Origin of the sequence: Fictibacillus sp. S7 (assembly GCF_004127935.1) — a bacterium.
GTDB classification, from domain to species: Bacteria; Bacillota; Bacilli; order Bacillales; family Fictibacillaceae; genus Fictibacillus_C; species Fictibacillus_C enclensis.
In genome coordinates, this window is record NZ_QJKL01000001.1 from 1,448,752 (window position 1) to 1,461,570 (window position 12,819).

Annotated in this window: 11 protein-coding genes; 6 read left to right on the forward strand and 5 right to left on the reverse strand. The window is 43.9% G+C overall.

Annotated elements, in window-relative coordinates:
* Positions 1 to 6 precede the first annotated feature (6 nt).
* A complete protein-coding gene (hmpA, locus tag DMO16_RS07380; RefSeq protein WP_129476369.1) occupies positions 7 to 1,239 on the reverse strand; it encodes an NO-inducible flavohemoprotein in 1,233 nt (410 codons plus the stop codon).
* Between the two features lie 119 nt (positions 1,240 to 1,358).
* The gene (locus DMO16_RS07385) at positions 1,359 to 2,510 is read right to left on the reverse strand and encodes a histidine kinase N-terminal domain-containing protein (protein WP_129476372.1); all 1,152 of its coding nucleotides are present in this window, start codon (positions 2,508 to 2,510) and stop codon (positions 1,359 to 1,361) included.
* A gap of 159 nt (positions 2,511 to 2,669) precedes the next feature.
* Between DMO16_RS07385 and DMO16_RS07390 the strand changes: the two genes are divergently transcribed.
* From DMO16_RS07390 to ligD (DMO16_RS24845), 4 genes are all read left to right on the forward strand, one after another.
* Complete coding sequence (locus DMO16_RS07390) at positions 2,670 to 3,539, forward strand: SDR family oxidoreductase (RefSeq protein ID WP_129476374.1); 870 nt, start codon at positions 2,670 to 2,672, stop codon at positions 3,537 to 3,539.
* Positions 3,540 to 3,646: 107 nt separating this feature from the next.
* Positions 3,647 to 4,474: a Ku protein gene (locus DMO16_RS07395; protein WP_061968905.1), complete on the forward strand. Its 828-nt coding sequence runs from the start codon at positions 3,647 to 3,649 to the stop codon at positions 4,472 to 4,474.
* Positions 4,475 to 4,483: 9 nt separating this feature from the next.
* The gene (gene ligD / locus DMO16_RS24840) at positions 4,484 to 5,437 is read left to right on the forward strand and encodes a non-homologous end-joining DNA ligase (protein ID WP_241840480.1); all 954 of its coding nucleotides are present in this window, start codon (positions 4,484 to 4,486) and stop codon (positions 5,435 to 5,437) included.
* On the forward strand, positions 5,410 to 6,324 hold the full coding sequence (gene ligD, locus DMO16_RS24845) for a non-homologous end-joining DNA ligase (RefSeq protein WP_241840482.1): 915 nt from the start codon (positions 5,410 to 5,412) through the stop codon (positions 6,322 to 6,324). Before ligD (DMO16_RS24840) ends, ligD (DMO16_RS24845) begins: the two co-directional genes overlap by 28 nt.
* 36 nt (positions 6,325 to 6,360) lie before the next feature.
* On the opposite strand, the gene DMO16_RS07405 is transcribed toward ligD (DMO16_RS24845), so the two are convergent.
* Positions 6,361 to 7,404, reverse strand: a complete 1,044-nt coding sequence (locus DMO16_RS07405) for a LacI family DNA-binding transcriptional regulator (RefSeq protein ID WP_129476377.1) — start codon at positions 7,402 to 7,404, stop codon at positions 6,361 to 6,363.
* A 155-nt stretch (positions 7,405 to 7,559) separates the two neighbouring features.
* Between DMO16_RS07405 and DMO16_RS07410 the strand changes: the two genes are divergently transcribed.
* Positions 7,560 to 9,317 (forward strand): glycoside hydrolase family 13 protein, encoded by a 1,758-nt coding sequence (locus DMO16_RS07410; protein WP_129476380.1) that lies wholly within the window; start codon positions 7,560 to 7,562, stop codon positions 9,315 to 9,317.
* A gap of 33 nt (positions 9,318 to 9,350) precedes the next feature.
* Here DMO16_RS07410 and asnB read toward each other — a convergent pair whose 3' ends face one another.
* A complete protein-coding gene (asnB, locus tag DMO16_RS07415; RefSeq protein WP_241840484.1) occupies positions 9,351 to 11,201 on the reverse strand; it encodes an asparagine synthase (glutamine-hydrolyzing) in 1,851 nt (616 codons plus the stop codon).
* A gap of 156 nt (positions 11,202 to 11,357) precedes the next feature.
* On the opposite strand from asnB, the gene DMO16_RS07420 reads away from it, so the two are divergent.
* Complete coding sequence (locus DMO16_RS07420; RefSeq protein ID WP_061968895.1) at positions 11,358 to 12,470, forward strand: AI-2E family transporter; 1,113 nt, start codon at positions 11,358 to 11,360, stop codon at positions 12,468 to 12,470.
* Positions 12,471 to 12,489: 19 nt separating this feature from the next.
* On the opposite strand, the gene DMO16_RS07425 is transcribed toward DMO16_RS07420, so the two are convergent.
* Complete coding sequence (locus DMO16_RS07425; protein ID WP_061968893.1) at positions 12,490 to 12,726, reverse strand: FAD-dependent oxidoreductase; 237 nt, start codon at positions 12,724 to 12,726, stop codon at positions 12,490 to 12,492.
* Positions 12,727 to 12,819: the final 93 nt, after the last annotated feature.

A 12,819-nucleotide genomic window follows, 5' to 3' on the forward strand; every position in this document is an offset into this window, starting at 1 on the left:
ATGAAATCAGGCATTTACTACTTCGGGTCCTGTCAGTTCTGCGGCAGGGCCGAAGAATTCAAAACAGATCTGGCTTTCAGGGATATCTAAATCCGTTAGGATGCGGTATACAGCTTTCATAAAAGGAACCGGTCCGCAAAAATAATATTCAGCTTTCGGATCCAGAGCCAATTCTTTCAGCCACTCTTTATTGACATAGCCTTCCTTATCGAACGACTTTTGACTTCTATCCTGTTCTAGCGGTTTCTCATAAACCACATAGCTTTTTATAGTCTCATGTTCATCGGTTACCTTTTGTACATGTTCCTTAAACGCATGGTGGTTGCTGTCAATTGCTGCATGAATAAAAGTAACCTGGCGATTAGCCTTGCATTTCACAAGTGAATTCAGCATGCTGACCATTGGGGTCTGACCCACCCCACCGCTTAAGAGAACCACAGGAGCAGTGCTTTCTTCATTAAGATAAAATTCTCCGGCTGGAGCACTGACTTGGAGAATGCTTCCCTTTTCTATATGATCATGAAGATGAACAGATACTTTACCTGGAACATCTCCCATGCTTTCTTTTTTCACACTGATTCTGTAATATGCTTCATTCGGTGCATCGGAAAGGCTGTACTGGCGGATATGAGTGTACTCCTCCCCTTCGATCTGGAATTTGATAGAAATATATTGTCCGGGTTTATACGAAGCAATGGGCTTCTGGTCGGCCGGTTTGAGATAAAAGGAAGTAATCACAGAGCTTTCCTCTTCCACACGGTCGACAACAAAATCCCTGAACCCTTCCCAGCCGCCTGGCTGTTGTTCTGCTTCTTCATACATTTCACGTTCAACGTCGATAAAGGCGTCAGCAATTACCCCGTATGCTTTTCCCCACGCTTCAATAATTTCTGGAGTCGCTGCATCTCCCAGAACCTCTTTGATCGCAATGAGGAGATTTTCACCGACAATCGGATAATGCTCGGGCTGAATTCCCAGGCTTCTGTGTTTTTGGGCAATTTGTTTTACCGCCGGCAAAATGGCTTCAAGTTTATCAATGTGTGCAGCCGCTGCATACACGGCATTTGCCAAAGCCGTTTGCTGACGGCCTTTCTTTTGATTGGCATGATTAAAAATATTTAAAAGTTCCGGATGTTTGGTGAACAGGTTACTGTAAAATTTTGTTGTTATTGCTTTTCCATGGATTTCAAGAACAGGCACAGTTGATTTGATGATATCAATTGTTTTTTGATCCAGCATGTTAAAGACCCCTTTATGTGTTTGTTATTTACAAATACATTATAAAAAAGCCCTAAGGGTCACTTTGTGATTGCAATCACTTTTCTCATGTCAGATTTGTGAAAACTAAAAAACATCCGTTAAGATGTTTTTTCCTGGGCTTGAGGTAGTGAGATTGAAAAGATGGTTTGCTCTTCATTCGATGACACGATAATCAGACCGTTATGCTTTTCAACGATTTGTTTACAAACCGAAAGGCCAAGTCCTGTTCCAAGCTCTTTGGTCGTGATGAAGGGTTCAAAAATGTTTTCGAGCAGGTGAGCCGGAATTTGTGAACCATTGTTCGATATCTCAAGACCGATTCTGGAGCCCATTAGGAAAGCACTCACATGAATAATCCGTTCTTCCGGCAAATCGCACAATTCCTCAACGGCATTGTTCAATATATTTAAAATCACCTGTTTCAGCTGATCTTTATCTCCCTCCACTTTCAGATTTGGGGCAATGTTTGCGGTTAGGTTTATCTTGGCTTCAAGAAAACGCGGATACATGAAATCGATCATTTCATGTAGACAGGCAGACAAATCAAATATGGAAATCAGGTCGTCAAGTCCTTTCATTTTTGACAACAAAAGAAACTGGCTGATTTTTTCCTGTAGATTTTCCAGTTCACTATTAATGATGGATGTATAGTAATCCGTTTTGGGAGAAGGGGTTAATTCAGAGTTTAAAAGATAGATGAAACCTTTGATAGACGTGAGCGGATTACGAAATTCATGGGCAAAGCTGGCAGCAATTTGTCCTAAGATCGTAAGCCGGTCATTATGCATCTCCTGGATAAACTGATTTTTGTTTTCGATGATGAGATCGTTCAGCTCCGAAAATTCTTGGATCGCAAAATAAAGAAGATGATCAAAAAACTGATTGATCATGAGACTGATCCAGCGCTGTTCATTCGGGCCGAAATCAGGAATAAAGATCCGTTCATGGACAATTTGTCTTCCAGAATTAATATTAAATACAAATTCACTGATATCGGTTTTGGCCTCAATCCGTTCAGGAGCAATCTTTTTGGTGAAATCCTTAATCAGTTCAACGTCCGGATTTTCAAGGTATTGACACAGCAAATGAATTGTTGTGCTGCCATTCCTCATTACCTCTGTATAAAAGGGATCCGCTTTTTTGATCATCGCGCGATCCAGCCATTCAGAAACAATTATTTCATGATGCGTACGCAAGTGATGAATTGCGAAGTCGAGCTGTTTCACGGTTAATGTTTCTACACCTATCATGAAACCACTGCCTCTCTTTTCTCTGTCTTTTCATTCATTATGCAACACTTTAAAAAGATGAACAATATCTGTTCAGCTTTTTCTAAAAAAGGTTTGATGGAAGGGGGTTTGTGGAAGAATAACATCGTATTCAAACATTGGATAAAGGAGCGATGATGCATGAGCGATGAACAAAACCGAAAAATAGACCCTCCTGCCCAGCACCAGTCTCACCAGCCGGGAACCGAAACTGAGATGTCTCCGCAGCCGCAATCAGATGCCAAAACGTACAGAGGCAGTGAAAAGCTAAAAGGGAAAGCGGCAATCGTAACAGGCGGAGACAGCGGAATCGGCAAAGCAGCCGCCATTGCCTTCGCCAAAGAAGGTGCAGATGTCGCCATTGTTTATTTGAATGAGCAGCAAGATGCGGAAGAAACAAAGTCCCTCATAGAACAGGAAGGCGTTCGCTGCATACTGTTTTCCGGTGATCTTGGTGATGAAAACTTCTGCAAAGACGTTATTGAAAAAACAGTCGGTGAATTTGGAAAGCTTGATATTCTTGTAAACAATGCCGGTGAACAACACCCGCAAAACAGTCTTGAAGACATTACTGCCGAACAGCTGGAGAAAACGTTCAGAACAAATATCTTCTCCATGTTCTATCTGACAAAGGCTGCATTAAAACATTTAAAAGCTGGCAGTTCAATCATTAATACGACTTCCATTACAGCTTATCAAGGAAATCCAAAGCTGATTGATTATTCATCCACCAAAGGAGCCATCCTATCATTTACACGTGCACTCTCCAATTCCATCGTGGAAAAAGGAATCCGTGTTAATGCTGTTGCTCCAGGCCCAATCTGGACCCCGCTTATTCCAGCAACTTTCTCTGCTGATGAAGTGGACAAATTCGGCCAGAACTCCCCTATGAAGCGTCCAGGACAGCCGGAAGAACTTGCTCCTGCTTACGTCTACCTTGCAAGCGATGACTCTTCCTACGTGTCCGGGCAAACCATTCACATCAATGGAGGCACTGTCGTCAACGGATAATAGAATATTTATGAAAGCCGAAGTTTCATCGGCTTTTTTTGTTTGGATAAAACTACCCGTCATTGTCACAAACTAAGCAAAAGAATGCTATCGAAAGGGTGTTGACAATGCATACGATGTGGAAAGGAAGCATAAGCTTCGGGCTGGTAAATATCCCGATTAAATTGTTTGCCGCAACCGAAGATAAAGATATAAAAATGAGATACTTGCACAAAAAGTGCCATAATCCCATCAAATATGAAAAAACATGCCCCGTTTGTGAACAACACGTTGAACAAGAGGACATTGTGAAGGGCTATGAATATGAACCTGGAAAATTCGTCCTGATTGAAAAAGAAGATCTCGATAAAATCGCGGGCATTAAAAACAAATCCATTGAAATTATCGATTTTGTATCTTTGGAGGAAATCGATCCTATTTATTTTAATCGTTCCTATTTTATCGGACCTGGAGAAAATGGCACGAAACCCTTCACTTTATTGAAGGAAGCCATGAAAGAAAGCGGGCGGATCGGCCTTGCCAAAATAACGATCCGCTCTAAAGAAAGTCTTGCCGCTGTCCGGGTCTATGACAAAGGACTTGTGATGGAAACCATCTATTACCCTGATGAAGTAAGAAACGTAGATCATGTTCCCGGCATCGACGAAGAGGTACAGGTGAATGATAAAGAGTTGGAAATGGCCAAGCAATTGATCGAACAGCTGACCACTGAATTCGAGCCTGAGAAATACAAAGATGAATATCGGGAAGCGCTTCTCGAAATCATTGACAGTAAAATTTCCGGTAAAGAAGTCCAGATTTCAGAAGAGCGTCCGCGTACCAATGTGGTTGATTTAATGGAAGCATTGCAGGCAAGCATTGACCAATCTAAAACGGGTGAAAAAAAAGCGGAAGTCAAGCCAAAAAAGACGAAGCCCAAAAAGAAGAAAGCCTGATTGCGTTTTATGAGCAGTATACCATTCAAACCGATGCTTCCTTCCCTGGTCAGCGAAATCCCATCTTCTGCTGACTGGATATATGAAACCAAATACGACGGATACCGGTGTATTGCCAAATGGACGGAAAGCAATGTGACACTACTTAGCAGGAACGGTCAAAACCTTAATTCTGTTTTTCCCGAGGTCGCTGAAAGACTGATCTCGCTCACACCAAGCATCCGCTCTTGTTTGCCGCTTGTCCTTGATGGAGAACTTTGCATTCTGAAATCTCTGTACAAAGCAACATTTGAACCTCTGCAAAAAAGAGGCCGTTTAAAAAATCCAGAAAAGATCCAGTATTTTTCAAAGCTTACTCCCTCTACTTATGTTGTGTTTGATATGGTACATATCCGTGGAGAGACGATCACCGATAAACCGCTATTTGAACGAAAGGAAATGGTCAACATCGTGTTTGATCACCTGTCAGACCATCTGGCAGAAAATGACCGGATCGCTCTTGTACCTTCCCATAAAGAGAGCGATCAACTCTGGGAGCACATCAAAGAAGAAAATGGTGAAGGAATCATTGCGAAAGTGAGCGGAAGTACCTACGATCCCGGTACGCGGACCAAAAAGTGGGTTAAAATAAAAAACCCGCAAAAGGGTGTATTTTTCATTACTGCTTATGAGAAATCCAACGGTTTTTTTCATGTAGCCGCACTTCAAGAAGGAAAACCGGTCCTTGCGGGTTTATTTTCCCACGGAATGTCACCTAAAGAACGGGAAAGCCTGATACTGATTATGAAAAAAAACAAAGTAACGGAGGATGCCCGGTTCATTACCGTTTCTCCATCCATCTGTGTTGAGCTGGAATATCTGGAAATCTATAAGCATCAGTTAAGGCATCCCCGGTTTGTTGCCTTTCGTTTTGATGTCAGCTGGGAGGAATGTACATGGGAAAAAATACTCAGCAGGAAGTAATGATCAATGGCATTAAGGTGGGCATCACGTCTCCGGATAAACCACTGTGGCCAAACCTTGACATTTTGAAGCTCCACTATCTTGAATATTTGGCTAAAATGGCTCCATTTCTCCTTCCCTTTTTGCAAAACCGCGCATTGACAGTTATTCGTTACCCCCACGGTGCGGGAGATGAACGGTTTTATCAAAAAAACTGCCCGGATTATGCCCCCGATTTTGTGGAGACTGTATTCCAGGACGGAATTCACTATATCGTCTGTAACAACCTTCAAACCCTGCTGTGGCTCGGCAATCAGCTTGCCTTTGAGCTGCATATTCCTTTCCGGAAAAACGGAACTGCCTATCCCTCAGAAATTGTTATGGATTTGGATCCGCCTTCAAGAGATGATTTTATTTTATCCGTGGAAGCAGCCCTGTTGATCCAGGAAGTGTGTGACAGGCTGAAATTGAAAACATTCATCAAAACAAGCGGCAACAAAGGACTGCAGGTTTATATCCCCTTGCCCGAGGCTCGATTCACATTTGATGACACAAGAAAGTTCACCCACTTTCTTGCTCAATATTTAATTACTAAGGAACCCCAGTGGTTTACCATTGAACGACTTAAAAAAAACAGAGGAAACAAATGCTACATCGATTTTATCCAGCATGCCGAAGGAAAAACAATCATTGCTCCCTACTCGGTGAGAGGCAACGAAGAAGCATTGGTGGCAACCCCTATCCACTGGCAAGAACTCACTCGTGATCTTCGGCCAGAAGCCTTCCCCTTGCCCATCATCCATCGGCGGGTCCTGGAAAACGGAGATCCGTTTGAAGAATTTGAAAAAGCAAAAACCAGCCAGCCGTTTGGTCCTGTTTTGGATTGGCTGAACGAACAGGGCTTATAAAATAACAGCTCGGCGCTGATCCGGAGCTGTTTTTTATTATATCGATCCCTGCTTTTGAGCTGTTTTTGCTTTACAGGACTGCCGTTCGATCAGACGGTAAGGAACTGCGACTCGCATGGGTTTTTGATCCGGATTTGAAATCAGATCCATTAAGCACACCGCGGCTTCGTAACCGAGCTGGAAAATGTTGATATCCACTGACGTAAGGCCCGGAGTAGAAAAAGCGGCGAGCATGACATTGTTAAAACTGACAACTGAAATATCATCCGGTACTGAAAGCTGCATCTCATTTAGTGTTCTGAGGACCCCAAAAGCCATCAAATCATCCATGACGAGCAACGCCGTTGGAGGCTCATCCAGCGCCAACAACTTTCTGATCGCTTCCTGTCCCCCTTTTTCCAGAAATTCCTCATGGATGATATAGTCCTCACGATAAGGAAGCTGATGGCTTCGTAGTGACTTCTCATAGCCGAGCAACCGGTCAATCGTCACAACCAGTCGTGAGCTCCCTCCTACAAAACCAATTTTTTCATGCCCCAGAGAAATAAGATAGTCCGCTACATCTCTTGATGCCTGAAAATTATCATTGTCAATATGCGTAATGGATTGTTCGTTTTTCAATGGCTTTCCTACAAGAGCAAACGGAAATTTTTTCTCGATCAGATAGTTCATTACTTGGTCATCCACACTTGAATAAAGCAAAAGGATTCCGTCTACCCTTCCGCCTTGAACCATTCGCACGACACCATCATAAATTTCTTCTTCCGTTTTTCCCGTTGACATGTAAAGTGCATATTCCTTTTCATGAACGATCGTACTGATTCCGCGGATCACTTCCGGAAAGAACGGATTCTGAAAAGCTTTGTCAGCAGACCCAGGCAAGACCAGACCAATGGCCTGGGAGGATCGGTTGGCGAGGCTTCTTGCATTGAAATTAGGGTGATACCCCAAATGGTCCATCGCTTCCCTTACTCTCCGTTTCGTTTTTTCAGAAATTCTTGGATTATTGGCTATGACCCGTGAAACAGTGGACGGAGCCACATTTGCCAGTTTAGCGACATCTTTAATGGTAGCGGTCATTGTTATCCTCCTTCCGTCTGTTGTATGTTCTATTTTAATCAAAGGAACGGAAAAAGAACAGCAGACTCCAGTAAAAGCATATTCTTCCTGCTTCCAAATGCGGTATACTACATACAAATTCCATTTTGATTCCAGACGTATTAAGGAGGGAAAATGTGCTAAAAGAAGCTTTGTATCATCGCCCCAAAAACAATTTTGCCTATGCCTATGACGAACAGACCCTTCATATCCGCCTTCGCACCAAAAAGAACGACATCGGGTCCGTACAACTGATTTATGGCGATCCCTACGAATGGAAAGACGGAAACTGGCTGCTAAAGAAAGAACTTATGATAAAAACAGGTTCGGATGTGTATTTTGATTATTACCTGGCTTCCGTACGTCCCGGGTTCCGAAGAATGAGGTACGGCTTCGAGCTCAGCGACGGAAACGAAACATTCGTTTTTACAGAAAAAGGGGTTTTCGAATCAGCACCAACGAATGACATCGCACCCTATTTTTGCTTTCCCTTCCTGCATCCAGTGGACGTTTTTAAGGCTCCCGACTGGGTAAAAAACACGGTCTGGTATCAAATCTTTCCCGAGCGGTTTGCCAATGGCACCTCCTCCAATGACCCGGAGGGGACGCTGGCCTGGGGTTCCTCCGAGCCCACTCCCGCCAACTTTTTCGGAGGAGACTTTCTAGGCGTCCTGCAGCATCTTGACCATCTTTCGTCTCTTGGCATAAGCGGTATTTATTTCACTCCAATTTTTAAAGCAACTTCCAATCACAAATATGATACCATCGATTATTTAGAAATTGATCCACAGTTCGGAACCAAGGAAGATTTTCGGCAGCTGGTTGATGCATGCCATGAAAAAGGCATAAAAGTCATGCTGGACGCCGTTTTTAATCACAGCGGCTTTTACTTTGTCCCATTTCAGGATGTGCTCGTCCACCAGGAGTACTCAAATTATAAGAATTGGTTCCATATCAGGGAATATCCTGTCGTCACTGATCCATTACCGAACTATGACACTTTTGCGTTTGAAAAAACCATGCCAAAGCTAAATACTGCAAATCCTGAGGTCAAAAATTACTTATTAAATGTTGCGAGGTACTGGATCGATGAATTTAATATTGACGGCTGGCGGCTTGATGTAGCCAATGAAGTTGACCATCAATTTTGGCGTGAGTTTCGAAGAACTGTAAAAAGCATCAAAGCGGACGCCTATATTCTTGGCGAGATTTGGCATGATGCCCTGCCATGGCTTCAGGGCGACCAGTTTGATGCGATCATGAACTATCCTTTTTCATCACTGGCCCTGGATTATATTGCCCGCTCCAACATCAATGCGCTGGAATTCACCAAAAAGATATCCGGCATCTTACACTCCTACCCTGAAAATGTAAATGAGGTGATGTTTAACCTGCTGGGTTCACATGACACCGAACGGGTTTTGACTGTAACCGGAGGAAATACAAAAAAGGTTATGCAGCTGTTTGTGCTGCTTCTTTCCTTCCCCGGAACACCCTGCATTTATTATGGTGACGAAATCGGCATGACAGGCGGACGGGACCCGGGCTGCAGGAAATGCATGGAATGGAATCCGGAGGCCCAAAATCATGAATTGTTTGCAGGTCTTCAAAAGTTAATCCGCCTGAAAAAGGAAGTTCCATCGTTCAGTGCTAAAAGCCCCATTTCTTTTCTTACCTCCGAAGACACTCCTGATCTGCTGACCTATGTAAAAGCTGCCGGTGATGAAAAGCTGCTGTTCGCGTTTAATACCTCATCAAGTGAGCTTACGCTGAATCCTGCTCTCTTTGGGTCAGCGGAACCATTGATCAATATCTGGACCAACGAAGCATTAAAATCCGATGAGGCAAGGGTGGAACCTGATGATTTTCTGATAATCAAATGGAAAGCAAACTAAAAAAAGACCGCGGAAGGCGACTCCGCGGCTTTTTCAATCAAGAATGTTGATATTGTATGTGCCAAGCCAGGTTTCGATCTGGGCCAGGTGGGCCATCAGCTGCGGCCCGGTCATCAACTGGCCAAACCACGGGACCTTGAATGCTTCTCCATTGCTATCAATGATATCCTGAACTTTTTCTTTCTTAATCAGCTCCAGAAGTGGAGAAGACGGTTTGTCGATTATGGATTGAAGCCATTCCTTCACACTCAGTGTATAATTCGGATTATGTGTTTTCGGGTAAGGGCTTTTCTTACGGTAGAGTACGTCTTCCGGAAGCAGGCCTTCAAGGGCCTTTCGAAGAAGTCCCTTTTCCCTTCCCTGAAGCATTTTCATTTCCCAAGGGATGTTCCATGCATATTCTACGATGCGATGGTCAGCAAACGGAACACGCACTTCCAGGGATGCCCCCATGCTCATGCGGTCTTTCCGGTCCAGCAACGTGGTCATGAACCAAATCATGTTCAAATAGAAGATTTCCCGGCGCTTTGCTTCTACTCCTGATTCGCCTTCAAGCCTCGGCATTTCTTTCAGTGACTCTTCATAACGCTGTTTTACATAAGATGATAAATTCAGTTTATTCTTCCAGTGCTCATGCAAAAGATTTTCCCGTTCGGCTGTCGAGCTCATCCAGGGGAAAAGCGGCCGGTTCATGACCTCCGGCTTGTGAAACCAGGGATACCCGCCGAAGATTTCATCCGCACATTCTCCGGAAAGTGCAACGGTTGATTGTTCTTTGATCAGCCTGCAAAACCAGATCAGCGAAGAATCTACATCTGCCATTCCCGGCAGGTCTCTTACCATGACGGCTTCCTTCAGGTGATTGACGAGCAGGTCAGTATCGATAATGCAGCTGTGATGAACAGAACCCGTGGCTTCCACCATTTTCTCGATCCATGGGCCATCGGCATTCGGCTGAAAATCACTCGCTTTGAAGTATTTATCATTATCTACATAATCAATACTGAAGGTATGAAGGGGACCCCTGTTTTCCCGTTTAAAATGATTGGCAGCAATAGCCGAAATGGCACTGGAATCCAGACCGCCGGATAAAAAGGTGCAAACCGGTACATCTGCTACAAGCTGCCGTTCAACAGCATCGGTAACCAGGTCTTTGACATTGGACACTGTTTCATCCAAGGAATGCGAATGCTTTTCACTTTTCACGTTCCAGTACCGCCATATCTTCTCACCTGAGCGGTCGAATTTCAACGCATGGCCTGGCCGGAGTTCATTGGTTCCTTTAAACACACCGTGACCCGGGGTTCTGGAAGGTCCGAGTCCGAAAACCTCCTGCAATCCTTCTCGTTCCACTTCCGCTTTTACCTCCGGATGAGCAAGAATGGCCTTCAATTCGGAACCGAACAACAAACGACCGCCCGATAATAAATAAAACAACGGTTTCACGCCAAGACGGTCACGGGCCATAAACAAAGTTTCTCTTTTGGCATCCCAGATGGCAAAAGCAAATATACCGTTAAAATGGTCGATGCACGCTTCTCCCCATTCGATATACGAGATTAATAACACCTCGGTGTCTGAATGGCCTTCAAAACGATATCCTTTTTTCAGCAATTCTTTCCGCAAATCTTCCGTATTGTAGAGTTCCCCGTTATAGCAAATGGTGAAGGTCGCCTCTTTCGCTTCTCGGGTCATCGGCTGCGCGCCGCCCTCCAGATCCACTACAGCCAGCCTCGCATGGCCAAATCCAACGTGTGTCTGACTCCAAACATTCAACGCATCCGGTCCCCGTTTGGAAAGGGTCGCCGCCATTTTTATCAAGGTTTTATTTTCATGTGAAATGTTGCGCTGCCAGTCAATCCATCCCGTTATTCCACACACCATTATCACCCTTTCTCGAACTGAGCTGATTTCTCCAGACATAAACGCCCAATACTTACTTTATGCAGCGAAGGAATAATGGTTCATTTTTTCAAGGATTGAAAACCTGTCAAACTACCATATATAATAGATACAATACTAGTGAACGCAGGTGAAGCTATGCCACAGTCCAAAGCATTCCGATTCGGTTATGCGATTCTATTGATCTTTCTAATTATTCTAACCGGAACTAAGATTCATTTTGTTTTCCGCCCGCTCGTAGTTCTTGTCCAGACTCTTTTTTTTCCGTTCTTGCTGGCGGGGGTACTGTATTACTTGTTCAGGCCGATCGTTAACTTTCTTCATAAACGAAAGGTGCCAAGGTCCCTTTCGATATTACTTATTTATTTAGCGGCCATTGGATTGTTTGTTCTGCTCTCCTATGCCGTTGGCCCTGTTCTGCAGCGCCAGATCAACAGTTTGATCCATAATACACCGGGACTGATCGATGCGATCCGGGGGAAAGTGGTAGAGCTGCAAAACAATGAATGGGTAAACCGTATTCTTGAAAACAGCCAGTTCAGCGTCAATGACATTTCGGATAAGGTAACAAACTATCTGTCCAAAAGTGCTTCGATGATCGGAACAAGTGTGACAAACTTTATCGGTGTGCTCACGAACATTATCATGGTGTTTGTTACCGTTCCTTTTATCCTCTACTACATGCTGAAGGAAGGGGAAAAAGCACCAAAGATGGTCCTTCGTCTTCTTCAGCCGACACAGCGAAAAAACGGCACAAAAATTTTGGCCGACATGGATATGGCACTGAGCTCTTATATTCAGGGCCAGATTTTGGTCAGTATATGTGTGGGAATTCTTTTGTATATCGGTTATCTGATTATCGGGATTGACTACTCATTGCTGCTCACGGTCATCGCCATGTTTACGAACGTCATTCCTTTTCTGGGGCCGATCATCGGGGTAATTCCTGCATTGATTGTGGCGGTCATTGATTCACCATTCATGATTGTTAAAGTGCTCATTGTTATGGTCATTGCACAACAGATTGAAGGAAATATCATTTCTCCGCAAGTGATGGGGAAAAAGCTTGATATCCATCCTTTGACCATTATTTCCATACTCCTTGTTTCAGGCTCCCTTGGCGGCCTTTTGGGTCTTATTCTTGCTGTTCCTGTCTATGCCGTGCTGAAGGTTATCGTTCTTCACACCTACAGCCTGATCAAGCTTCGTAAAGAACAATCGATTGAACAGGACAAAAAAATTATTTCCTAATACAAATGACGTGCTGAAATCAGCACGTCATTTGCTGTTGCTCTGCGGCACTCACCGCTTTTTTCTCCAAACAAATCATACACCATGCCCCTTCTTTTATGATGGGTCTGGTTTCTTCGATTTTGAATCCGCTTTGAACATGCGATGCTTTGCTTTGTTTTTCAATGACTAAGGTTTCAACATTGGACCTGGCCAGTTTCAGTCCCAGTGTCAAACCGGCAACTCCCCCGCCAATGATAACCACCTGATATACCATTCTCTTCCTACACCACCTTTATGACAATAACTACCACCATCCCACCCTGTATAAACCTTAAAAAAAGTATAAAAAAAACTGCCACAAAAGGTT

Excerpts from the sequence above, each read along its gene's own strand:
- hmpA (WP_129476369.1), bottom strand. The coding sequence starts at position 1,239 with ATGCTGGATCAAAAAACAATTGATATCATCAAATCAACTGTGCCTGTT.
- DMO16_RS07385 (WP_129476372.1), bottom strand. The coding sequence starts at position 2,510 with ATGATAGGTGTAGAAACATTAACCGTGAAACAGCTCGACTTCGCAATT.
- DMO16_RS07390 (WP_129476374.1), top strand. The coding sequence starts at position 2,670 with ATGAGCGATGAACAAAACCGAAAAATAGACCCTCCTGCCCAGCACCAG.
- DMO16_RS07395 (WP_061968905.1), top strand. The coding sequence starts at position 3,647 with ATGCATACGATGTGGAAAGGAAGCATAAGCTTCGGGCTGGTAAATATC.
- ligD (WP_241840480.1), top strand. The coding sequence starts at position 4,484 with ATGAGCAGTATACCATTCAAACCGATGCTTCCTTCCCTGGTCAGCGAA.
- ligD (WP_241840482.1), top strand. The coding sequence starts at position 5,410 with ATGGGAAAAAATACTCAGCAGGAAGTAATGATCAATGGCATTAAGGTG.
- DMO16_RS07405 (WP_129476377.1), bottom strand. The coding sequence starts at position 7,404 with ATGACCGCTACCATTAAAGATGTCGCTAAACTGGCAAATGTGGCTCCG.
- asnB (WP_241840484.1), bottom strand. The coding sequence starts at position 11,201 with ATGGTGTGTGGAATAACGGGATGGATTGACTGGCAGCGCAACATTTCA.
- DMO16_RS07420 (WP_061968895.1), top strand. The coding sequence starts at position 11,358 with ATGCCACAGTCCAAAGCATTCCGATTCGGTTATGCGATTCTATTGATC.
- DMO16_RS07425 (WP_061968893.1), bottom strand. The coding sequence starts at position 12,726 with ATGGTATATCAGGTGGTTATCATTGGCGGGGGAGTTGCCGGTTTGACA.